The 25212-nt window shown below is 35.4% G+C and carries 17 protein-coding genes; 12 read left to right on the top strand and 5 right to left on the bottom strand.

Annotated features, from left to right (window positions below; all coding sequences use genetic code 11):
• Positions 1-222: 222 nt before the first annotated feature.
• Both guaC and B5D12_RS07040 read right to left on the bottom strand, forming a co-directional pair.
• Positions 223-1197: a GMP reductase gene (gene guaC, locus B5D12_RS07045; RefSeq protein ID WP_078756159.1), complete on the bottom strand. Its 975-nt coding sequence runs from the start codon at positions 1195-1197 to the stop codon at positions 223-225.
• Positions 1198-1233: 36 nt separating this feature from the next.
• Positions 1234-2865: an ABC-F family ATP-binding cassette domain-containing protein gene (locus tag B5D12_RS07040; protein WP_078756158.1), complete on the bottom strand. Its 1632-nt coding sequence runs from the start codon at positions 2863-2865 to the stop codon at positions 1234-1236.
• A 185-nt stretch (positions 2866-3050) separates the two neighbouring features.
• Here B5D12_RS07040 and B5D12_RS07035 point away from each other — a divergent pair, with 185 nt between their 5' ends.
• Complete coding sequence (locus tag B5D12_RS07035) at positions 3051-4787, top strand: LPXTG cell wall anchor domain-containing protein (RefSeq protein ID WP_078756157.1); 1737 nt, start codon at positions 3051-3053, stop codon at positions 4785-4787.
• Positions 4788-5113: 326 nt separating this feature from the next.
• On the top strand, positions 5114-6136 hold the full coding sequence (locus tag B5D12_RS07030) for a glycosyltransferase family 4 protein (RefSeq protein ID WP_200803009.1): 1023 nt from the start codon (positions 5114-5116) through the stop codon (positions 6134-6136).
• Between the two features lie 341 nt (positions 6137-6477).
• On the opposite strand, the gene B5D12_RS07025 is transcribed toward B5D12_RS07030, so the two are convergent.
• From B5D12_RS07025 to B5D12_RS07015, 3 genes are read right to left on the bottom strand one after another with little or no spacing between them, the layout of a single operon-like run.
• Entirely contained in the window at positions 6478-8967 is a 2490-nt protein-coding gene (locus B5D12_RS07025) for a heavy metal translocating P-type ATPase (RefSeq protein WP_078756155.1), read from the bottom strand.
• Between the two features lie 32 nt (positions 8968-8999).
• A complete protein-coding gene (locus B5D12_RS07020) occupies positions 9000-9206 on the bottom strand; it encodes a heavy-metal-associated domain-containing protein (RefSeq protein WP_078756154.1) in 207 nt (68 codons plus the stop codon).
• An 18-nt stretch (positions 9207-9224) separates the two neighbouring features.
• Entirely contained in the window at positions 9225-9671 is a 447-nt protein-coding gene (locus tag B5D12_RS07015; RefSeq protein WP_078756153.1) for a CopY/TcrY family copper transport repressor, read from the bottom strand.
• A gap of 162 nt (positions 9672-9833) precedes the next feature.
• Between B5D12_RS07015 and B5D12_RS07010 the strand changes: the two genes are divergently transcribed.
• The 10 genes from B5D12_RS07010 (at position 9834) to B5D12_RS06965 (ending at position 24301) form a co-directional block, all read left to right on the top strand.
• Positions 9834-10295: an NUDIX domain-containing protein gene (locus B5D12_RS07010; protein ID WP_078756152.1), complete on the top strand. Its 462-nt coding sequence runs from the start codon at positions 9834-9836 to the stop codon at positions 10293-10295.
• 98 nt (positions 10296-10393) lie between these two features.
• Positions 10394-10777, top strand: a complete 384-nt coding sequence (nrdI, locus tag B5D12_RS07005) for a class Ib ribonucleoside-diphosphate reductase assembly flavoprotein NrdI (RefSeq protein ID WP_066123539.1) — start codon at positions 10394-10396, stop codon at positions 10775-10777.
• Positions 10752-12929, top strand: coding sequence for a class 1b ribonucleoside-diphosphate reductase subunit alpha (nrdE, locus tag B5D12_RS07000; protein WP_234982932.1), 2178 nt, complete (start codon positions 10752-10754; stop codon positions 12927-12929). The genes nrdI and nrdE overlap by 26 nt, the downstream gene beginning before the upstream one ends.
• A 100-nt stretch (positions 12930-13029) precedes the next feature.
• On the top strand, positions 13030-14001 hold the full coding sequence (gene nrdF / locus B5D12_RS06995) for a class 1b ribonucleoside-diphosphate reductase subunit beta (protein ID WP_078756150.1): 972 nt from the start codon (positions 13030-13032) through the stop codon (positions 13999-14001).
• Between the two features lie 355 nt (positions 14002-14356).
• The gene (locus B5D12_RS06990; RefSeq protein WP_078756149.1) at positions 14357-15505 is read left to right on the top strand and encodes a glycosyltransferase family 4 protein; all 1149 of its coding nucleotides are present in this window, start codon (positions 14357-14359) and stop codon (positions 15503-15505) included.
• Between the two features lie 238 nt (positions 15506-15743).
• Entirely contained in the window at positions 15744-16439 is a 696-nt protein-coding gene (locus tag B5D12_RS06985) for an alpha/beta family hydrolase (RefSeq protein ID WP_078756148.1), read from the top strand.
• A 928-nt stretch (positions 16440-17367) separates the two neighbouring features.
• The gene (locus tag B5D12_RS06980; RefSeq protein ID WP_078756147.1) at positions 17368-18420 is read left to right on the top strand and encodes a LysM peptidoglycan-binding domain-containing protein; all 1053 of its coding nucleotides are present in this window, start codon (positions 17368-17370) and stop codon (positions 18418-18420) included.
• Positions 18421-18575: 155 nt separating this feature from the next.
• Positions 18576-21467, top strand: a complete 2892-nt coding sequence (locus tag B5D12_RS06975) for an insulinase family protein (protein ID WP_078756146.1) — start codon at positions 18576-18578, stop codon at positions 21465-21467.
• A 236-nt stretch (positions 21468-21703) separates the two neighbouring features.
• Positions 21704-22834 carry an AI-2E family transporter gene (locus B5D12_RS06970; protein ID WP_078756145.1) on the top strand — a complete coding sequence of 377 codons (1131 nt, stop codon included), beginning with the start codon at positions 21704-21706 and terminating at the stop codon, positions 22832-22834.
• A gap of 159 nt (positions 22835-22993) precedes the next feature.
• Positions 22994-24301 carry an HdeD family acid-resistance protein gene (locus B5D12_RS06965; RefSeq protein ID WP_078756144.1) on the top strand — a complete coding sequence of 436 codons (1308 nt, stop codon included), beginning with the start codon at positions 22994-22996 and terminating at the stop codon, positions 24299-24301.
• Positions 24302-25212: the final 911 nt, after the last annotated feature.

The raw sequence follows: 25212 nt of genomic DNA, 5'->3' as shown, positions 1-25212 counted from the left end.
AGTCATGTAGAAATATTCCATTTTTACTTGACTTCTTTTTAATTTGCGTAAACGTTATGAGAGAATTAGAAAAATTACTTCTAAAATTTGATTGTAATTATCATCAATCCTATATAATAGATAAGAGAATGAATTGAAACGTTTAAGCAGAATAATGAATATAGTAAAAAAGCGGGCGAGTAGCAAATCAAATAATTTACTACTTGCCCGCCTGTTATTATGTTATCTATCTCCGTTATATACGGTGTTACGAACAATTACATAATCCACTTTACGGATAGAATCTAAATCTTTACCCCCAGCGTAAGAGATAGAAGATTGTAAGTCTTGTTGCATTTCAATTAAGGTGTCAGATAAGTGTCCACGTGTTGGGATTAATTCAATTTTTCCTTCGACGTTTTTACGTTCACCTTTTTGGAATTCAGAAGCACTTCCGAAATATTCTTTAAAGATTTTACCATCAATTTTACGAGTTAAACCAGGACTTTCTTCGTGAGCGGCTAATAACGAGCCAATCATTACCATGCTTGCACCGAAACGTACTGATTTAGCAATATCGCCATTATGACGAATTCCACCATCAGCAATAATAGGTTTGCGCGCTGCTTTAGCACATAAACGAATTGCTGCTAATTGCCAACCACCCGTTCCAAATCCTGTTTTTAATTTAGTAATACATACACGACCAGGACCTACACCCACTTTAGTAGCATCGGCACCTGCTAATTCTAATTCACGAACACCTTCTGGCGTTGCGACATTACCTGCAATTAAGAATGTATCAGGCATTTCTTTTTTGATGAATTGAATCATTTTAATGACATCGTCAGAATGCCCATGAGCAACGTCGATAGTAGTATATTCTGGAATTAAGTTTTCAGCAACTAATTCGCGTACGAAATCATACTCATATGGTTTAATACCAACACTGATAGAAGCAAATAAGCCCTTATCATGCATCATTTTGATAAAAGGTTTACGACCTTCTTCATCAAAACGGTGCATGATGTAGAAATAATCATTTTCAGCAAACCAAATCGCTAATTCTTCATTGATTACGGTTTGCATATTAGCAGGAACTACAGGGATTTTGAATGTGCGCGGTCCAAATTTTATGGAGGTATCACATTCTGAACGGCTACTTACAATACATCTATTAGGGATTAACTGAATATCTTCGTAGTCAAAAACTTCCATTTTATTTAAATAACTCCTTTTAATTTAATCTTACGATTATTTTGTTGGGTACATTGCTGCAACACGTTGTTGTAAATCTTTATCTTCAACGTATTCTTCGTATTTTGTATTAATACGGTCAAAGGCGCCAGTTGGTGTTAATTCAATTACTCGGTTACAAGTCGTATTTAATACTTCATAGTCATGAGAAGCAATTAAAATTGCGCCCTTAAATTTAATTAAACCTTCGTTTAATGCGGTAATAGACTCTAAGTCTAAGTGGTTCGTCGGTTGGTCCATAACTAAAACATTTGCTTTAGATAACATCATTTTCGATAATAGACAACGAACTTTCTCACCACCAGAAAGCACATTAACAGGTTTCATTACGTCTTCACCTGAGAAAAGCATACGGCCTAAGAAGCTGCGTAAGAAAGTATTATCTTGTTCTTCTTTAGCTGCATACTGTCTTAACCAGTCTACAATATTTAGATTTACTCCGTCAAATTCATCTCCAGAATTACGAGGTAAATATGTTTGAGAAGTGGTGACACCCCATTCAAATGTACCGGAATCGGGTTCATCAACCCCCATAAGAATATTAAAGAATGCAGTGACAGCATTATCATTACGACTTACAAAGGCTACTTTATCATCACGTTGAAGTGTAAAAGTGACGTTATCTAATACTTTCTCACCATCAATAGTTTTTGATAATCCTTCGACACGTAGTAAATCATTACCAATTTCACGTTCAGGGGTAAATCCAACAAAAGGATAGCGACGTGAAGAAGGTTGAATATCATCTAAGGTAATTTTATCTAATAATTTTTTACGCGATGTGGCTTGTTTTGATTTAGAGGCGTTCGCAGAGAAGCGCGCTATAAATGCTTGTAATTCTTTGATTTGTTCTTCTTTTTTCGCGTTTTGGTCTGCAGCCATTTTTGCAGCTAATTGACTTGATTGTAACCAGAAATCATAGTTACCCACATAAATTTTAATTTTACCAAAGTCCACATCGGCCATATGTGTACACACAGTATTTAAGAAGTGGCGGTCGTGAGAAACGACAATCACAGTATTCGGGAAGTCAAGGATAAAATCACTTAACCAATCAATAGCTTGAGCATCTAAACCGTTGGTCGGCTCGTCTAAAAGTAAATTATCAGGTTTGCCGAATAAAGCTTGGGCTAGTAAGACTTTAATTTTATCTGCTTCAATTAATTCACTCATTTTTGAGTAGTGCATTTCAGTAGGGATACCAAGACCTTGTAGCATATTGCTCGCTTCTGATTCAGCTTCCCAGCCACCCATTTCAGCAAATAAACCTTCTAGTTCACCCGCTCTAATACCATCTTCATCAGAAAAATCTTCTTTCATATAGATAGCATCTTTTTCTTTCATTACATCATAGAGCTCTTTGTGTCCCATCATGACTGTTTCAATGACATTATATTCTTCGAAACCATAGTGGTTTTGGCTTAATACCGCTAAACGCTCATTAGGGTCCATCGTAACAGAACCTGTCGTCGGTGTAACCTCACCAGATAAAATTTTTAAAAATGTTGATTTTCCAGCACCATTTGCACCGATAACACCATAGCAGTTGCCAGGGTTAAATGTAATGTTTACTTCATCAAACAATTTACGATCCGGAAATTGTAAGCTGACATTAGAAACATTGATCATTCAGATATTTCCTCCTTTATGGTTCATGTGTTTTGAGCAAACCCAAAACATCCAAAGATATCATACCATAAATTATTCATAAAGCGAGTAAAAGAAACTAAAACTTTATACAATTTAGCTTGATTTTTTCTCAGAAACTTCACAAATATTTTTTATACTTAAAATACTAAGAGGAGGGATTTTAAATGAAACTGAAAAAAATGGTAATAGTATCATTAAGTACAATGGTTTTTGGTAGTTTTTTTCCTAGTTTTGTAAATGTCATTGGTCATACCGAAAATGGGTATAGTGTATTCGCACAAGAGGATAAATTAGCCCTATTAGCTAAGATAAAAACAAGCCTCTTGACACAAGAACCCATCGTAGAGACACAGTTAGCAAAAGTAGATAATGAAGATCTTTTAAAATTTTATGAATCGGCATCTAATGCAACTCCATGGCAAGATATTTATCATTCCATTGCAAGTCACTATTCGCAATTAGGATTGATTTCAGATTCAGTAGAAATAGCAAAATTTAAGAGTATATTAGCGGAAATTATCAGTACGACTGGTAAGTCAGCAGAAGAGTTAAAAAATGTTGATCCAAAAGCATTAATTTCTGAGTATGATAGTGCGAAACAAGCCTATCCAGATGATGCGACAAAAGCCATACAAGAGGTTTTGGCAAATGTGGATCTTAATTATGGAAAATTATCAGAGGGTGAACGCGCTGCAGTCAAATCGGCTGAAAATGCCTTGGTAGAAACCACGACGGTTGCACCAGATACAACAGTAACTGAAGCTGAAACAACACCAACAACCGAAGTCGAAACCATAGCGGATACAATCATGGAAGATCCAGAGACAACCTTATCCGAGGATATATCCGACGAATCATCTGAAACTACCAACGTGGAAAGTTCTTCAGTTGAAGCAACAGAAGAAACGGTAACGGAATCAACTACTGTCGAAATGAGTCAAGAAAGTACAATAGAAGAGACAGAAGACACAACCGTTGAAGAGACTATTAGCGATACGAGTTCCGTCGAAACATCTGAAGAAAGTGTAGTGGATGAAACAACCGTCGAAGAAACGGTAGCTGAAGAAACAACTACAATTGAAACAACTTTAACATCAGAAACTACCTCAGTTTCCCAAGAAATCGAAGAAGAACAGTTTAGACAAAAGCTACTTGAAAGAACCGATATTTCAGCCGAACAACTATCAAGTATTACGTCACAAGAATTAAGTAAGATTAGTGAAATTACAGGATTGCCACTCACTGCTACCGATGATAATTATCTAAAAGTGTTCAGAAGAGCGTTTGTGACGTATTATCCTGAAAGATTCACTACCCAACAAATTTTCGATGTGGCGAATACATTACGTGAATTTGCGATTACCCATACACCAATGACACAAGCTATTGCAAGTCAAATTCCAGATGAAGACTTCCTTCAATGGAGTCGAGAAGTCCATCTACAAGGTAATGATGTCACATATCCATTTAAACAAGCTTATAATAATTATCCTCATTTATTTGATCAATTACTTGAGAGTACTATAAATAATTTAACCACTAAGACAGCTCTGACACTAGAACAATTAAAACATATTGATTCTTTACTGATGATGTTATTAAATTGGGAAGCGTCAGCCAACATATCGACTTATGATGCAGTTGAAAAAATATTATTGGAAAATTACCAAAGTAATCAAACTGATACCACAACCGTTCAGAGCGACACCACCGAAACAACGCATGAAATGTCAACAACATCAGAACCAACCACTACTCAAGCATTACAAGTGAGTAAAACAAAACAAGTTCAAAAAGGTTTATTACCACAAACGGGTGAACAAGACTCTTTATGGATTGTTATCGTAGCACTCATATTAGCCGGAGGAGGGTTTATTCTTATTAAGAATAAGCGAAAATAGACATTAAATAATTTTGGTGTTTGAGATATAGACTTTCTCTGTTCAAAGTCAATCTTTGTCTACCTGTTAGTTATAATATGACTCATTTTTAATAAAAACCAAAATAATAAGAGTTAACTCAAACTGCGTTTAATGACTCATTTATGACCTAATAAACTTTGGGGTGGGCAGACGAAGCGGAAATCAATCGATTTTCTACTTCCTGCGCACTCCTATTCGTTTTTTTAAGTTTAATCATAATTTAATATTAACTAACTCTACAAAACGGGAAAAATTTTGTATAATTGAATTTAGTAAAGAGAACTCAAGCAAAGGAGTCGTATAGATTGATAATAAACATGATCTCTAAAGGAGAGGAAGTCAAAGGGCAAGGTGTCGGAAGTGCCTACTTTGAGTTAATCAAACTAATTGAATTAAAATTATCCGATAAAATAAAGCTAACTTATAATAATGCGAAAGAGGCTGATTTTAATCATATTCATACGATTCATCCCAAATGTTTTTGGCAAATGAAAATATCGAAAAAGCCATCATGCATGCATGTCCATTTTTTACCTGAAACAGTAGAAGGTAGCATCAAATTGCCTAAAATTGTTCAATCTTTTTTTTATCACTACTTCATTCATTTTTACAAAGATGCAGAAGAGTTAATCGTGGTGAATCCTATTTTTATCGAACCTTTAAAGCAATATGGTATCGATAAAGACCGAATAACATATATCCCCAATGTAGTAGCGACGAAAGATTTCTATCCAAAAGAGATTAATGAACCGAGTGAGCTCTTTAAAAAACACAATTTATCATTAGATAAATTTACAGTCATAAGTGTAGGGCAAGTACAAACCCGTAAAGGAGTACTTGACTTTATTGAAATAGCTAAACAGTTACCAGAAGTGCAGTTTATTTGGGCAGGTGGGTTTAGTTTTGGAAAGATTACCGACGGCTATGATCAATTAACGGCTGTTATTAAAAATCCGCCTTCCAATGTAAAATTTGTCGGGATTGTAGACCGTGAGCAAATGAATGAGTTATACAATGCGTGTGATCTTTTACTAACGACATCTTATAATGAACTGTTTCCTGTCTCAATTTTAGAAGCAGTTAATAGCGGATTGCCGATTTTAGTGAGAGATTTAGATTTGTATGAAAAAATTTACTTTACTGATTATTTAAGAGCGAATAATAATGAAGCATTTGTTGACTATATTAAAGAATTGATGACCAAGCCTGAAACAATGGCTAAAGCGAAAGCAGCATCAAATAAAATCGCCACCGATTATTCTGAAGAGAATGTTGCACAACTTTGGGATGATTATTACACTCGATTTTATAAACGATGGGTAGAATAATTTAAAACATAATAAAAGGAATCTGCAGAATTAAGTGTGTTCAACACGTCTTAAATGCAGATTCCTATTTTTATTTTATGATTGAATGATGATAGGCATAAACTCGATTAAATCAATCAGGTTATTGTTTGTTCATTAAATGTGCGGCGGTTGAGTGGTGGGCAGACAACGTCTTAAATACTTGTTTAATACCTATTCAATTATGCCAGCGGTTTCAGGGGAGGCAAAAATCATTTAATATTCTCCTTTTGGTCCACTCCCAATGGTGACTTGGTATGGCAGACGAAGCGAAAAACCTCTCATCTTCTTCGGCTGGCCAAGTCTCATAAGTGTTGTAGTTTCTATTTATCAGGCTGGTAAAAGCGTAAACGTAAAGCATTCAATAGGACAGTAATTGAACTAAAACTCATTGCTAAAGCTGCGACCATTGGATTGAGTAAAGGACCATCAAAGAGTCCAAAAATAATCCCCATTGCTACCGGGATGCCAATGACATTGTAAGCGAAAGCCCAGAAAAGATTTTGTTTAATATTACGTAGGGTTTGGTGACTTAAATCAATAGCGGTAATCACGTCACTTAATTCATTGTTCATTAAGATAGTGTCGGCTGATTCAATAGCGATATCCGTTCCTGAACCAATCGCTATCCCGATATCAGCAATGGCTAAAGCAGGCGCATCGTTGATTCCGTCACCTACCATAATGACTTTATGATTTCTTGATTGAATTTTCTTTACGACATTACTTTTATCTTCGGGAAGCACTTCACTAAACACTTGATCAATCCCGACTTGTTGCGCAATCGCATTAGCCGTGTGGTGGTTATCTCCGGTTACCATATAGACTTGTAATTTCATGTGTTGTAGTTGTTTAATCGCTTGTTGACTATGCTTTTTAATTGGGTCCGCGACAGCGATAATTCCAGCGTATTGCTGATTGATAGCAACATACATCGGGGTACGACCTTGTGAAGCCATCTTTTTGGCTTGTTGTAAAGCCTCTTGGGGGATTTCGACTTTGCCTTCAAATAAACTTTGATTGCCAATTAATACCACTTGCTTATCAACGGTGGCTTTGACACCTTGTCCAGTGAAGCTGTTGAAATCAGAAACTGTTAGATTAGTGTGGTAGCCTTTATCTTTGGCGTAACGGACAATCGCTTCTCCTAATGGATGTTCCGAACTGGCTTCGACTGCTGAAACCAGTTGAACAAATTGTTCTGCACTAATAGTATCGGTGGTTACGATGTCGGTTACGGTTGGGATTCCTTCCGTAATAGTTCCAGTTTTATCTAATAAAATGGCGTCTGCTTTGTGCAATGATTCTAGAGCCGCACCGTTTTTAAATAAAATACCATTTTGAGCCGCTTTTCCTGTTCCTACCATAATGGCGGTTGGTGTCGCTAAGCCTAATGCACAGGGACAAGCAATAATAAGGACACTAATAAAAATTTTAAGGGCAAAATCAAGACTTGAACCTAGAACGAAATACCAAGTTAAGCCGCTTAAGATGGCGATTAAGATGACGGTAGGTACAAAATAAAGCGAGATGGTATCGGCTAAGCGAGCAATTTCTGCTTTTGAACCTTGAGCTTCTTGTACGAGCCGCACGATTTGTGAAATTAAGGTATCTTGTCCGATTTTAGTAACTTCATAGGTGAACGAACCATTTTTGTTGATGCTTCCACCCGTTACAGTATCTCCAACCTTTTTATTGATTGGTATACTTTCACCTGTAATCATCGATTCATCAACCGCTGATTCGCCTTTAATAATGTGACCGTCCACTCCTAAACTTTCACCTGGACGCACGAGTAAGTGATCACCGATTTTGACCATCGAAAGTGGGATAGTTTCGATTTGTCCATCTGATTTTACACGACGAGCTTCTTCTGGTGCTAAATCCATTAAGTTTTTGACGGCAGCACTCGTTTTGCCTTTGGCGATGTCTTCAAGGTACTTTCCAAGTGTCATTAATGTTAAGATCACCGCGGCTGATTCGAAGTAAAGTTCTAAATGACCTTCGCTATGAAGGCGGTTGGTTAATATAAGAAAAGTCATGACAACTCCTTGGATAAAAGCTGCACTCGTTCCGACTGCAATTAAAGAATCCATATTGGGAGCTAAATGCCATAGTGCTTTGAAACCGCGAATAAGGATGTGGCGACCTAACCATAAAACCGGTGCAGTTAACAACAATTGAGTGATAACATTGGCATTAGGATGCTGGTGCGCTTCTAAAAAAGATGGAATAGGCAATCCCACCATCGGCGCCATCGTCAAATAAAAGAGTGGCAGGGTAAATAGCGACATTTGAATTAAAAGTCGTTTCTTCTGTTTCATTTCGGTTTCTTTTTTGGCTAGATTTTCTAAATATTGGTCTTCTGCGGATAAGATAGGTTCTGCAGAGTAGCCAAGATTATTTACCGTATTTTTAATTAAGGATTCGTTAAACTGCTCTTTCCAGATGACGGTCATTTGTTCAGTAGCTAAATTAACGCTCGCTTCTTGTACTTCATCCAATTGATTAATTTTTCTTTCAATCTTACTCGCACAAGCAGCGCAAGTCATCCCGCTAATTTGATAGTTTTGAACGTTTGAATGGTTAGGGACTGTAGCAGTGGTGTTTTGGTAAAGTTCATATCCTAAATCCGCGACGTTTTTTTGCATGGTGTCAAAATCAATTTTTTGTTCGTCAAAGTCAACAGATGCTTTTTCGGTCACTAAATTGACAACAGCTTCATGTACTCCCTCTAGCTTATTGAGTTTTCTTTCAATTTTACTAGCGCAAGCAGCACAAGTCATTCCATTTACACTATAAGTAGCTTTCATGTCTTCCTCCTTTTGATTTAATTGTTTAGGTCTTAGACTATTAAATCATATCCAGCTTCGTCAACAGTCGCTTGCAAATCTTTTTCAGTTAGTAAACTTTCATCGTATTCAATAACTGCATTGTTCTTTTCAAGTGATACATCTACATGATGAACCCCTGCTAATTCCGTTAAAGCTTTTTCAATTGAATGAACGCAATGTTGGCAACCCATTCCTTCGATAGCAAATTCTTTTTTCATAATACATTCCTCTTTCTATTATTCAATGATGGCTGTGTGATGTTGGCAAGTACATTGTCCCGGAGGACATTGACATTTTATAATTTCAGGTGCATTTTTCATTTTTTCTTCAATTAATTGGATGAGCATTTGACATTGTTCTTGAGATAATGTTTCGTGCTGAATGAGCTGCTCAATATGAAGTCCACGATCTTTGGTGCAACTTCGGTCCATAATCTCGCCTAAGTCAGTTTGTAAGGCTTGGTTGGCGCTAATCGTTGCTTGATAAAGCATTGGCTTAACAGATGAGTCTTGTTTAAGATAGCCTTTTTGAACGAGGCGATTCAGTAAAGATTTGATCGTCCCTTCTTTCCAGTCCAAAATATTTGTTAAAGTATCAATAATTTCACGACTAGTTAAAGTACTTTTGGCCCAAACGACGCGCATTACTTCCCATTCTGCTGATGTGATAGTGGTGTGTTCCATTATTTCACCTCCTGGTTACGTTTGTAATCTACAAATATAGTTTACATTTGTAACCTTTGTTTTGCAAGTTTTATGCTTAAAATTTTTTAAATAAGCATTAAAGTTAGTTTTGGAGTATGATAGTGGGGGAAGGTAGTTGATTAGGAAGGAGTAAACTAAAAGATGAAGGAACGTTATTTAACTAAAAGTGCAGTTTTTTTAATAATCCAGCGACCAGATGGTAAGTATTTATTTCAACGACGTCAAAATACCGGCTATCAAGATGGCATGCTAGATTTAGGCGCTTCAGGTCATGTAGAGGCGGGTGAAACGGCCAAAGAGGCAGCAAAGAGAGAACTGATGGAAGAGACAGGATTAAATATCGAATTAAAACGTCTAAAATTTAAGTCGATCAATCATCGTAATACCGATGGTCAAGTTTATTATGATTTTTATTTTTTGGTTCAGATAAATGATACTGAAAGCAATCAAGTGAAAATTATGGAGCCGCATAAAAATAGCCAGATGTTGTGGTTAGCAAAAGAGGATTTTACGGACCAAATTATCGATTACAATCGCGTCGTTATTGATAATTTAGACCAAGGCATTTACTATCAAGAAATCGGATGGGAACACAACATATAGTGTTAGATAATTCTATTTAATACTAAATATGGTAATCTTATGTTTACTTTTACTAGACTAGGTGTTATCATAGTTAAGTACAAAAGGAGGAATCAAAGGTGCTTGTGGTGTATATGTCATTAACGGGACAGACTAGAAAATTTGTAAAAAAATTAGACTGGCCAAGTATCGAATTGACTCCTGATATGCCCATAGTCGAAGTAGACGAGCCTTATATTATTGTCGCACCCACTTATGAAAAAGAAGTGACAGATATATTATGGGAATTCGTTGAGACTGGAAACAATCAGTCTTATCTTCAAGGCGTGGCAGGTAGCGGTAATTTAAACTTTAATTCACTTTATTGTTTTACGGCGAAAGATCTCAGTCATGATTTTAATGTTCCGATATTATTGTTATTTGAGTTTCAAGGACGTCCAAGTGATGTTCAAAAATTAAAAGATGAGGTGGAGAAACTTGGAAAAACCAGTATTAGCGACTAAGCCGAAAGAAATAACTTATTTTAAATTAAATAATGAGTTGAATCGTCCGGTTAATAATCAAATTCCATTACATAAAGATAGAGAAGCAGTTCGTGCTTATTTCCTAGAACACGTTAATCCTAATACCGTCTTTTTCTATACTTTAGATGAAAAATTAGAGTATTTAGTGGATAATGACTATCTTGAAAGTGAATTTTTAGAAAAATATTCGCGTGAGTTTGTTAAGCAAATGATGAAAGACACTTATGCGATGAAATTCCGTTTCAAATCTTTCATGTCTGCGTTTAAATTTTATACACAGTATGCCTTAAAAACCAATGATGGGCAGCGTTATTTAGAGCGTTATGAAGATCGTATTGTTTTTGCATCATTATATTTAGCGGATGGCGATGAAGAATTAGCTAAAACTTTACGTGATGAAATGATTGCTCAACGTTATCAGCCAGCAACGCCTACTTTCTTAAACGCTGGGCGTAAACGTCGTGGAGAATTAGTTTCATGCTTTTTAATCCAACTGAGTGACGATATGAATAGTATTGGTCGTGGGATTAACTCAGCTTTACAACTGTCACGTATTGGTGGTGGGGTTGGTGTTAACTTATCGAATTTACGTGCAGCAGGGGACCCAATTAAGAAAATTGAAAATGCTTCTAGCGGTGTTGTACCGGTCATGAAATTATTAGAAGATAGCTTTAGCTATTCTAATCAATTAGGGCAACGTAATGGTGCAGGCGCCGTCTATTTAAATGTTTTCCATCCGGATATCGTATCATTCTTATCAACTAAAAAAGAAAATGCGGATGAAAAAATTCGTGTTAAGACCTTATCATTAGGTTTAGTCGTACCGGATAAATTTTATGAATTAGCAGCGAATGATGACCCGATGTACTTATTCAGTCCTTACGATATTGAACGTATTTATGGTAAACCATTCTCATATGTTGACATCACAGAGGAATACGACAATATCGTTAATAACCCTGAAATTCGTAAATCGAAAATTTCGGCTCGTGAATTAGAAAATGAAATTAGTAAATTACAACAAGAATCAGGTTATCCATATATTATTAATATTGATACTGCTAACCGTAGTAACCCAATTGATGGGATGATTACGATGAGTAACTTATGTTCTGAAATTTTACAAGTCCAACAACCTTCTCTTATTAATGATAAGCAAGAGTACGAAATTTTAGGAACAGATATTAGTTGTAATCTTGGTTCAACCAATATTCCAAACATGGTAAATTCTCCTGATTTTGAAAAATCAGTCGATGCGGCCGTGCGTGCTTTAACATTTGTGACGGATAATTCAAGTATTGAAGCTGTTCCGACGATAAAAAATGGAAATGATAAGGCTCATACGATTGGTTTAGGTGGTATGGGGTTACATACATTATTTGCCTTAAATCAAATGCATTATGGTTCTCCAGAATCGATTGAATTAACCGAAGCGTATTTTTATGCTTTGAACTACTTTACCTTGGTTGCAAGTAATAAAATTGCGACTGAGCGTGGTGAAGTATTCTATAATTTTGAAAAATCTCAATATGCTACTGGCGAATATTTCGATCGTTATATTGAAAAACCATTTACGATTCAAACTGACAAAGTGGCTCAAATTATGAAAAATGTACCGATGCCAACCGCTGAAGATTGGGCTCAATTAAAAGCGAAGGTTCAAGAAACTGGTTTATACCATCAAAATAGAATGGCGATTGCGCCAACTGGCTCTATCAGTTATGTCAATGAGACGAGTGCATCACTCCATCCTATCACTCGTTTAATCGAAGAGCGACAAGAGAAGAAAACGGGTAAAACTTATTATCCAGCTCCTCAATTATCAAACGACACGCTACCATTTTACAAATCGGCTTACGATATTGATATGCGTAAAGTAATTGATGTCTATGCCGCAGCACAAAAACATATTGACCAAGGAATGTCATTGACTTTATTTATGCGTAGTGAGATTCCAGAAGGATTGTATGAATGGAAAAATGGTCGAACGAATAAAATGACCACGCGTGACTTAAATATATTACGTCACTATGCATGGAATAAAGGCATTAAATCCATTTACTATATCCGTACCTTTACAGATGATGGCGAAGAGTTAGGAAGTAATGCATGTGAATCTTGTTCGATTTAATCTTTTAATGAATATTGACTGCTGCAGTAAAAATTTCTGCCACTTGCGTAAGCTTAATTAAATTGAACGGTATTTTTGATAAAGCATTAAGGAGGACATTATGGCATTAGAAAATAATAACTATATCGCAATCAACTGGAATCAGATTGAAGATATGGTAGATAAATTAACATGGGAAAAGTTAACCGAACAATTCTGGTTAGACACACGGATCCCATTGTCTAATGATTTAGACGATTGGCGGACACTATCTGCTGCTGAAAAAGATATGATAGGCAAAGTTTTTGGCGGACTAACTTTACTTGATACTTTACAATCAGAAGATGCAATTGAGCGACTACGTCAATCAATTCGTACTCAACATGAGGAAGCGGTCTTAAATAATATTCAGTTTATGGAAAGTGTCCACGCAAAAAGTTATTCTTCAATCTTTAGTACATTGAATACTAAAGCTGAAATTGAATCGATTTTTAATTGGACAAATTCCAATGAAGTTTTACAATATAAAGCTGCTAAAATTAATGATGCTTATAAAAATGGAACGGATTTACAAGCGAAAGCAGCCAGTGTATTATTAGAATCATTTTTATTCTATTCAGGATTTTTTGCACCATTGTATTATTTAGGTAACAATAAGTTAGCAAACGTAGCGGAAATCATTAAATTAATTATTCGTGATGAATCCGTTCATGGGACTTATATCGGCTATAAATTCCAATTAGGATTTGATCAATTATCCGAAGCAGAACAAGAAGAATTAAAAGGATGGGTTTATCAATTAACTTACGATTTATATCAAAACGAAGTGAAATTCACTCAAATGATTTATGATGCGATTGGATGGACAGAAAAAGTTAAAACTTTTGTGCGATATAATGCAAACAAAGCGTTACAGAATTTAGGGTTTGATCCACTATTCCCTGATACAGCAGAAGATGTGGATCCAATTGTGATGAATGGTATTTCTACAGGAACCAGTAATCATGACTTCTTCTCTCAAGTTGGAAACGGTTATTTATTAGGAACCGTTGAAGCGATGGAAGACAATGATTATCATCAATGGATGAAGTAAAATATTTAATATAGTAATCAACGCCATTAGTGACTCGGATGTATTTTGAGTACTAATGGTGTTTTTTTAGATAAAGAGCATTAGGGCATAAGACGGTAGTATTCCTACAGACGATGTCGGTCAAGTTGAAGGTAGGTAGAACAGCAAACTTCCAATTTTCAACATCTAGATCATCTCACTGAAATTGGCGTACAATTTACTTTCCTATAATAAAATCATGTAAAGTTAATGGGAATTCCAAAAATATTATGGAAAAAATACTATCTTTACTTAAATTTTACGACTTTTTTTCTTAGTTTAAATAGAGGGAATGTAAACTGAGAGTATCGATCAAAGTATTCAAGGAGTGTGAAGTATGCGTATTGCTTTAGTCACTGAGACTTTTTTTCCAGCAACCGATGGGATTTGTACCCGATTGGGACAAATGGTTCGGATCATGAAACAATTAGGCCATGAAATATTAATTGTATCCCCAGATTTGGGAGTAGATAATTATGATGGAATCCCCATCACTAAAATAGAAAGTGTGACGGTACCTTTTTACCCATCTAGACCATGGGCGCTACCTTCTAGAAAAATACGAGAAGTTCTTTTACAGTTTAATCCGGACATCGTTCATGCGGTGAATCCATTTTTGATGGTAACATCTGCGGTGTATTATGCTAAAAAATTACAGATTCCACTATTGACTTCTTACCATACGCATATTCCTCAGTACCTGGATCATTACAATTTACCATTATTAAAGCCTGCTGTATGGGAATATATTAAATTATGGCATACTGGCTCTGATATCAATTTGACTGTCTCAACATCACTACAAGTCGAATTACGAGAGCAAGGTATTCCCGTTGATGGCACGATGCCGAGTGGTGTGGACCTTTCAATGCGTAGTCCCAAATATTTTGATGAAGCATTATATCAAAAGTTAACTTTTGGTTTGAAAGACCAAAAATTATTGGTTTATGTCGGCCGCTTAGCAGCAGAAAAAAGTCTCGATCAATTAAGAGAAATTTTTAATTATCGAGATGATGTTTGTTTATCTATCGTTGGTGATGGTCCCGAACGCGAAAATTTAGAAAAACTATTTGCAGGGACTAAGACGACATTTAACGGTTTTAAACAAGGTGAAGAACTGGCGACATATTTTGCAACGGGAGATGCCTTTATATTCCCATCGACCTCGGAAACATTTGGTTTAGTTATCTCAGAAGCGATGGCTAGTGGCTTACCAGTCATCGCAGCTAGTAGTGGTCCAACTTTAGAGCAAATAGAAGATAATGTTTCAGGTTTGGTTTATGAACCTGGAAATATTCAGAGCCTTCTTGAAAAAATAAATGTATTAGATTTACCATTACAAGTTAGAAGAATTAAAGTAACGGCATTAAGAGTTGCTGAAGAAAAGACATGGCTTAAAGCAAGTCATCTATTATTAGATTCCTATCGTCAGGCGATTGAATTGTCAGATGTTAAGTATGGCCGTATGCAGAAATTATCAAATTAGATCGAGATATTAAGTGAATTAAAGGCGATTGAACAGAGTGTTATGCAAACATACATCCTTTGTTTGATGAATTTAAATTGATTCGAAAAATTGTTGATTGTTAAACGATTACTACTTTTTATTTTGCGATGTAAAAAACATCTGTCTTGTGAATAGATAGTACTTAATAGCAAATTCTATCGGTTAAAACGCTATGAGTGTTATAATGATAGAAATTAAATAAAAGTAGGTTGAAACGATGAAAAAATTTTTAAAAATTCTAGGTATTATCTTTGTGGGATTAATACTCACCATTATTTTGGGGTATTACAATTTTAGATATACTGCTGAAGATGTAGTTGTCAAAAATAATATGACACAGGATGAATATGGTTGGTTTGTTGATGTACCCAATGAACAAGCCACCATAATCATGTATCAAGGAGCTTTAGTTGATGCAAAAGCATATTTACCATTAGCAGCCTCAATTGCGGAAAAAGGGTTTGATATTTATATAATGGATAGTTGGTTTGATTTACCTATTTTTGGTATCAATCAGGCACAAAACATCATAGATCGCGAACAATTACAAAATGTTATCTTAATGGGACACTCTTTGGGTGGTGTCGTCGGGAGTCAAGTGGCATTGTCTAACTCCAATATTGAAGGCGTAGTCTTATTAGCCAGTTATCCAGCAGAAGGGACAGACTTATCTAATAGCACCATGAAGGTCTTGTCTATCGTAGGCAATCAGGATCAGGTGATTAATCGAGAAAATTATGATAATAGCGAAATACGTCTACCAGCTACGACCCAGAAGGTGGTCATTGATGGGGGAAATCACAGTCAATTTGGGGATTATGGCTTTCAAAAAGGAGATGGCATCGCCACCATTAGTAAAGAAGCTCAATGGCAACAAGTTGCGGACGAAGTTTGTCAAATGTTTTCTAAATAAAATGAGTGAAGTAGATGATGGCAGAAGTTAAACAATATTTTGAACAATAAACGGATGAAGCGTGACAAAAATTATTGCAGTATCGTGAAAGGATACTAGAAGCTGTGCCAGATTGAGAAGGACGCGTCGCTTATGAAATGTCAATATATCAGAAAGGAAAGAACTTGATTCATTTGGCTGCATTTAAACATCATTTAGGAATTTACCAGGGAGAAAAGCGATGGGTCAATTTGAAGAAGATTTGAAAAAGTTTAAAACTTCTAAGGGCACCATATAAGTACCAATGGATCAAGTAGATTTGATGTTGAAAGAATTGTTACCAGCCGTTGTCATTGGATGTCGCTCAATTTTAAACGAGCAAAAATAGAAGTTTATATTTCACTCATGATGTAAAAATGTCGTAAGTAGCTAATCTGGGATATTAGAAAGTCCCGTTAACCTGTTTATTTTGAACGGGTTTTTTCGATTTTCAAAAAATAAAATTTTTTGGACTGATTTTCGCCAAAATTTTCGAAAAAAAGTAAAAAAAGTATCAGTTTTGAACAGGTATCCAAGAGGTGACAATTCAAATACAAAAAAAGCACAGTAGAAATTTAAGATATTACCGAACAAATTGTGTGCATGCTAGTCAAACTTATGAATAAAAATATGACAATAAAAACATGGGTTTTGTAAAATTGAGGCTATTTTCAGGACATATTTCAAGGTGTTTGTAAATTTTAAGTGGATTTAATGTTACAGAATGATTACAGAATGGCAAAATGAGCTGTTTTTTATTACACTTCAATAACAATAACAGACAGTAACGTTAAAGATGGCTTACAGTTTGCCTTATTTCCTGATATTCTCCTAATCTTATTGTAGAATAATACTGTGATAAGATTTTTGGGATTTTAATGCCCAATTTCTATAAAAGGAGAATTTATATATGAAGAAATCATTAAGAATAGCTGCGGCGACGATGTTAGCATCGACTTTAGCGTTTAACTTAAATACAGTAGGAGCACAAACTTGGACACATCGTTCAGTTAATCAAGTAAAAGAAACATTAGCAAATAATGAAGATGGCTTATATGTTATCCAATGGGGTGACACTTTAAGTACAATTGCTGAAGCAACAGGTCATTCAGTTGATCAATTAGCAAACTTTAATGCAATTGCGGATGCAGACTTTATCACAGCAGGATCTGTATTATATTTTGATGATGCAAACCAAACAGTAACCTATGTAGATAATGCAACAGATCAAGCTTATACTTATGATTTAGTAGAAGAAACACAAGTTGTAGCTGAAGTGACTGAAGCACCCGTTGTGGAAGAAACCGTAGCAACAGAACCAACTTATTATGTTGATGAAACCCCTGAATGGGTTGAAACACCGGCAGTTGAAACAACAGAAGCAGTTGTTGAAGAAACAACTGTAGCGCCCGTTGTAGAAGAGACAGAAGCGTTAGTTGAAGAAACAACCGCAGCGCCCGTTGTAGAAGAGACAGAAGCGTTAGTCGAAGAAACAACCGCAGCGCCCGTTGTGGAAGAAACCGAAGCAGTTGTTGAAGAAACAACCGCAGCACCCGTTGTAGAAGAAACAGAAGCGTTAGTTGAAGAAACGACCGCAGCGCCCGTTGTGGAAGAAACCGAAGCAGTTGTTGAAGAAACAACCGCAGCACCCGTTGTAGAAGAAACAGAAGCAGTCGTCGAAGAAACAACAACAGCGCCTGTAACGAGTGGTGGCCAATACAACGAATATGGTGGTATTATCTCTGATGCTAAAGAGTGGATTGCCATGCGTGAGTCAGGTGGACAATATGAAATTTGGAACCCAACTCAAACTTATTATGGACGTTACCAATTAACAGCATCATACTTAAATGGTGATTTTTCACGTGAAAATCAAGAGCGTGTAGCGGATGAATATGTCTTAAATCGTTACGGATCATGGGAAGCAGCATTAGCATTCTGGCAAGCAAATGGTTGGTACTAAGCGTATTTACCTAAAAAATTAATTTTAATAAAATCTGGTAGGATGATTGAGTTTTTATACTGATTATCCTACCTTTTTTGCTAGCTAAATTAGTTTACTAAAGATTCAGAAAAGGCTACAATAGACTGTAAGTATAAAAGGAGCGAAAAGAGTATATGACATTTAAATTAATAGAAACAAGATCATTAACTGATATACAATCAACCGGTAAATTGTATCAACATGAGGAAACCGGAGCCCAAGTATTACGTATTGAAAATGATGACCCTAACCGAGCATTTACCATTGGGTTTAAGACACCGCCTTATAATGACAATGGGATTGCGCATATTTTAGAGCATTCGGTTTTAAATGGCTCAAAAAAATATCCGTCGAAAGAACCTTTTGTAGAATTAATCAAAGGTTCATTGAACACCTTTGTTAATGCAATGACCTTCTCAGATAAAACCATCTATCCTATTGCTTCGACGAATCAACAAGATTTTGAAAATTTAATGAGTGTTTATTTAGACGCTGTTTTTCAACCGAAATTATATACCGATAATCAAATATTACAACAAGAAGGTTGGCATTATCATTTAGAAAAACCTGAAGATGATTTAATCTATAAAGGGGTTGTCTACAATGAAATGAAAGGTGCAACGGCTTCAGCCGAGCAACGTCTTTACTTTGAAATTGTGAAAGCTTTATATCCAAATACTTTATACGCTTACGAGTCAGGAGGTTTGCCAAGTGCCATTCCTTCATTAACACAAGAAGAGTTTATTGAATTCCATCAAAAATACTATCATCCAAGTCAATCAATGACGGTTTTATATGGGGATTTAGATGATGACAAAGCGTTTAGTATGTTAGAAGAATATTTCGAAGGAGCAGGTAGAGACGCAGAACAAGTTGACCTAGCCATTGATGTACCTTTTGTCAAAAATGCTAATATTGAAACAACGTATTCAATTACTGATGGTGAAGATCCGACTGATAAAGATTATTTAGCTCTTGCTTGGCATTCGAATGTAGCGGAAGATATTTTAGAAGGCTTTGCTTTAGATGTCGTGATGGATGTGTTATTTGGAAATAATCAAGCGCCTGTAAAAAAAGCTTTATTAGAAGCGGGAATTGCTGGGGATATTAGTGCTGATCGTGATCAAATTGGCTATTTTAGCATGATTAATATTGTCGCTAAATATACCTCTGTTGATAAACTAAAAGAATTTGAAAACATCGTGATGAGTGCTTTACAAAAGGTAGTAGACGAAGGTGTAGAAAAAGAATTAATTGAAGCGGCTTTAAATCAAATCGCATTTCGTCAAAAAGAGTTAGTTATCTCAGAAAGTAATCCGCGTGGTGTTTTATATGCGATGACAGCATTCCAAACCTGGTTATATGATTTTAATCCGATGGATAATTTAGAATTTGATCGTTACTTGAGTGTATTACGTGAAAAATTTGAAAATGGTTATTTTGAAGAACTGGTTCAAATCTATTTATTAGAAAATGATCATCGCGCGACCATTTCATTAAAAGCCGATCCAGGATTAAATGATAGACAAGAACAAGCTTTACATGAATCCTTACAAGCGTATAAAGCAAGTTTATCTGAAGCTGAAATTAGTGAATTAGTAGCGACTACGCAAGCTTTAATTGAACGTCAAAGTACGCCCGATACCGCTGAAGATTTAGCGAAGATACCGGCTCTAGCTAAAGAGGATTTAACGACTGAAACGGAAGAATATCCTTTAGAAGTAGCGACTTTATCTAATGGCAATCAGTTCTATCATGCACCACAATTTACCGCCGGGATTGACTATTTAGATATATTGTTCAATATTGAAGATTTTACTGCAGATGATTTTATTTGGTTAAACCTTTTATCACGTTTATTAGGTAAATTACCAACTAAACACTATTCAAGTAAAGAATTATTAACTAAAATTGATTTATACACCGGTGGTGTGGGTGGTGCTGTGCAAGTTTATGAACAAGAGGGCGACAATAAAGCTTATTTTGTTGTTCGTGGTAAAGCTTTAGAAGAGATGGATAATCATTTGATTGAGTTAATGCATGAATTGACCCTTCATACACAATTTGATGATGTTGAAGAAATTATTAAAATTGTACAGCGAGCGATTTCAGGTTTTGAGAATAAAATTGATTATCAAGCCCACGCTTTAGCTTCGCAGCGTGCCTTAAGTCAAGTGAATGCAACAGCAAAATTAGCGGAAATAATAGGGGGTATTGATCAATACCGTTTCTTGAAAGATATTTTGAAACAACTTAAATCTGAAAATGCTCATCAAGTTGTAGAAAAATTAGTTTCTTTATACCGTCGCATTGGCAATCAAACACGTCTAAATGTCTTTTATATTGGGGATGAAGAACGTAAAGTTCATTTAGCTAATAAAATTGAAACAACATTCGCTGACCTTCCAACTGAAGCCATAGGAGCTAAACAAACGTATCAACCTGGTATTCAACAAAAAGAAGCCTTTGTGACAGCTCAAGATGTTAATTATGTTGGATTAGCAGCGGTCTTACCGGAAGCGTTCAAGTTATCAGGAGAATACCATGTATTAGGCAAAGCCTTGCGTTATGATTATTTATGGAATAATATTCGTGTAAAAGGTGGCGCTTATGGAGCGATGTATAATTTAAGACGTAATGGTTCGTTGACATTAGCAAGTTATCGTGATCCTAATATTACTCAAACGCTTAATGTTTATCATGATATTCCGCGTTTTATTGAACAGTTGGAAATTAATGAGATGGATTTATTAAAGTACATGATTGGTACGATGAGTGATTTAAATCAACCGATGTCAGCAGCTGACAAAGGGAACATGGCATTTGTTTATTATCATATTGGTGTCGATCAAGCTGAGCGTAAACAAATTAAAGAAGAGGTATTAGCGACTACTGTAGATAAACTTCATCGTTTACGAGCAACTTATCAAACCTTATTACAAAATCCTGCGATAGCGGTGATTGGTAATAAAGCACAAATTGAAGCAGTGAAAGAACAGTTTGATGTTATTCACGAATTATATTGATGATTAAATAAATTGAATAGTCAACAACTTGCTTTATATTAAGCTTGAAGGATTTGTGACTGTTTAGCACATCTAGTAAATTAAGTAAGTTAATAGAGAGCTCTTTGGGAGTGGCAAGTGAATTTTCTCTTGCCCACTCTTTTTTATTAGGGCGATTGTAAAATTAAATGAAACATACTTGCTTACTATTTACATCTTTAGCTATAATGAAATAGAAGACAAGTGAAGGAGTTATTATGAAAATCAATCGACAGAAAGTTTTAGTTTGGGGCTTAATTTTAGCTTCTATTTATGTTGTGTATCGTTATTGGGGAGTAGCTGAAGAAATATTAATGACGGTATTTGATGCTTCAAAACCATTTTTTGTGGGTGCGATGATTTCTTATATTGTCAATATCCTAATGGATGGTTATGAAAATTTGATAACGCGTTTTGTATCATTTCAACCAGTCTTAAAAATGAAACGGAATTTGAGTCTGTTGTTAGCTTATTTGACCTTTGCAATCGCTATTATCGTCATTTTGGGGATTGTCATTCCGGAGTTAATTCGAGCGGTTCAATCATTACTTTCAATTGATCCCAAAACGATTCAACAAATTTTTAAATCAATGGAAGATAATGGAATCATTAAACAAATCATTGGTTTAATCCAAGGTGATACGAGTGGGAATGTTGATATTGTTTCAACAATTACCGGGTATGTGCAACAAATTCTAAGCTCTATTGGCAATTTACTGTTAGGCATCTTAACATCAGCAACTGGTATATTCTCGACAGTTATTAATGTGTTTATGAGTATTGTTTTCTCTATTTATGTTTTAATTAGTAAGGATAAACTATCGGTTCAATTTACCAATGTATTAAAAGCGTATGTACCGGATTGGTATCAAACGATAGAAGCGACTATCGATGTGTTTAATCAATCTTTTAGAGGGTTCATCGTCAGTCAAACAATCGAAGCGGTAATATTAGGTAGTTTGTGTTTTGTTGGCATGTTAGTTTTAAGATTACCGTATGCGTCAACGGTGAGTATTATGATAGGGAGTACTTCTTTGATTCCGCTGGTTGGGGCGTTTATTGGCGCCATCATTGGGGTGGTTTTAATTTTAACTCAATCGGTTTCACAAGCCTTTATCTTTGTGATTTTCATTATTGTCTTACAACAGGTTGAATCGAATTTGATTTATCCTCGTGTAGTAGGCGGTTCGGTTGGTTTACCTCCGATGTGGGTATTGGTTGCTATTTCAATTGGGGGTGCTATTGCGAATATATTCGGGATGTTTGTTGCGGTCCCAATAGCAGCAGCGCTGTATAAATTGTTCCGTGATGATTTACGTAAGCGACTAGCAAACCAAACACTGACTTAATCTATATAGAATAAAAAGGACTTTCATCAAAGTGATAAGCTAGCTGAAAAGCAAATACTGGCAAAAGTTACTACAGCAGTATTGTCGATTCAAAAAGCATCTTACCAATGGTGAAAGTCTTTTTTGTAATTTTGGAAAATTTTAAGGGAGGGGATTAAAGTGAAACAAGTTGAGAAATATAGTTATCTTATATCCGGTTTATTATGGATTATTGTGGGGCTTTTTTTAATTATCGAAAAGCAATTATTTGTGGTGAACATCTCAATTTTATTTTCTAGTGTGTTGCTTATCATCGGGATTGGCCGATTGGTCAAAGTAGTTGTGCCTAAGCGTGAACGCAATTTTGAACAAAGGCTTGTTTTATTAATTACCGGTGCGAGTGATTGGGTGCTTGCCTTTTTGATTTATTTTTTTCGATTAAGTTGGCCAGCATTTTTATCAAAAGCTATCGGTTATTATCAACTTTTCATAGGGGTTTCGCTATTTATTAGTTGGTTATTATTGAGGCGTGATCGCGTGTCGGGACGAGTTAGCATTCTTTTGGCCAGTGTGATTACTTTAATTTGGGGAGTGGCCAGTATTGCGATAAAAAGTAGTGAGACAGTTGACGGCGTCGTAGCTAGATTAGGTTTTTATTTAGTTTTCATTGGGTTGACAATCTTGATGGATGCTCGGGACTATTATTTTTCTCAACGAACAAAAACAAGAGTAAAACGGCGAATTCGTGTTCCGCTACCGGTTATTTTTACAATCCTTTTACCTAAAAAAATGTTGGATAAGATTAATCACTTTATTCAAGAGGAATTATCGATGAATGAGTGGATCAGCCCAGAATTGAAGGAAACTGATAGGCAGCCCGTTTTGAAAGTATTTATTCATGTGGGGGAAGACGGTTTTAATCAGATGGGGCATGTTGATTTAAGTTATAAAGGGTGCGTCTATGCCTATGGCAATTATGATATCGACTCTGAGAGATTATTAGGTGCAATTGGTGATGGTGTATTATTTAGCTTAGATGATCAAGATTATATCGACTATTGTTTACAGGATAATAAAACGCTATTTGAATATCGAGTCGTATTAACTGCTGCTCAAGAAGTTGAGTTTGAAAAGAATTTAAATGATATTTTAAAGAATACTCAAGCCTGGGTACCTACTTCATCCACACAATTAGCGAGTTATCTGGGTAAAATGACCCAAAAATATAAAGTAGAAACTTTTAAATTTAAAAGCTCTCGCTATAAAACGTATTTTGTTTTAGGGACGAATTGTGTGTTGTTGGCCGACCAATTGATTGGGGCCAGCGGTTTGGATTTATTAGCCATGGTGGGGATTTTAGCCCCAGGAACCTATTATGATTATTTTGAAAAAGAATTTCAAAAAACTAATTCTATTGTAGTCGGGAAAACCATTCACAACCCGGTTTTAAAAGACTCAATGTTGCTATTATCAAATGAAATACTTTAATCATATTTTAAGAAGTACTTTTTTAAAACCTTAATATAACAGTGCATATAAGAGGTAAATGAAAAAATACATCATGAATATATCAAGAAAACGGATCGCTTAATTTTGTTGAATTGTCAAATTCAGCTAGAAATTTTTACCTAACACATAATACGATTGCTTTTTGTTTTATTGATATTTAAATAGGTTGTTCGAAAGTTATAAACAAGGCTGGCCTAAGTTAGAAATCGACTATCAATCCAAGTTTTTTACAAAAATTGATAAAAACTTCAATTGGTGTTTTATAACCTAATGATTTTCGTGGAATTTCATTGCGAAAATGAGCTGTTTGGCTGAGTGTTTCTTGCGATATATCGGTAAAGTCCATTCCTTTTGACAACTTATCTCTTCGAAGAAGTCCATTAGGGTGTTCATTTAAACCACGTTGTGACGGATAACCGGGATCAGCAAAGCAAATGTTGATGTCACTGATGTTTGCAATGGCCTGTCAATCATAAAATTCTTTGCCACAATCAAACGTAAAGGATTTAAATAGATTTCTCGTCAAATGTTGGAACCAGTTAGTCATTGCGACGCGAACATCATTTGATTTCCGACCGCTAATTATTATCGGAATGATGAATTTACTGATTATTTATCGTGATTTATTATATTTATACTGATCTTAATATTCCTGAATACTGCCATCGTTTGTAAGAAAATTGACGAAGTTATAATTGGTTTGGATTGCTCAATTTAATTTTCTAGCTTAATTTTACTATCCAAGAATTATAATAAATTTGGAGAATTCATAATATAAGTGCTTAATTTTAGAACCTTAGTGTAAAATAACTGTTGGTCAGCTAAAAGCAAAAAAGATAATCCTCTGCTATACTGTAAGTAGTCTAAACACACAGAAAGGTAGAGGATTA

This window comes from Globicatella sulfidifaciens DSM 15739, from assembly GCF_900167405.1.
Classification (GTDB): domain Bacteria; phylum Bacillota; class Bacilli; order Lactobacillales; family Aerococcaceae; genus Globicatella; species Globicatella sulfidifaciens.
The sequence above is the reverse complement of the archived record's forward strand: the minus strand, read 5'-3'. Positions and strand labels throughout refer to the sequence as shown.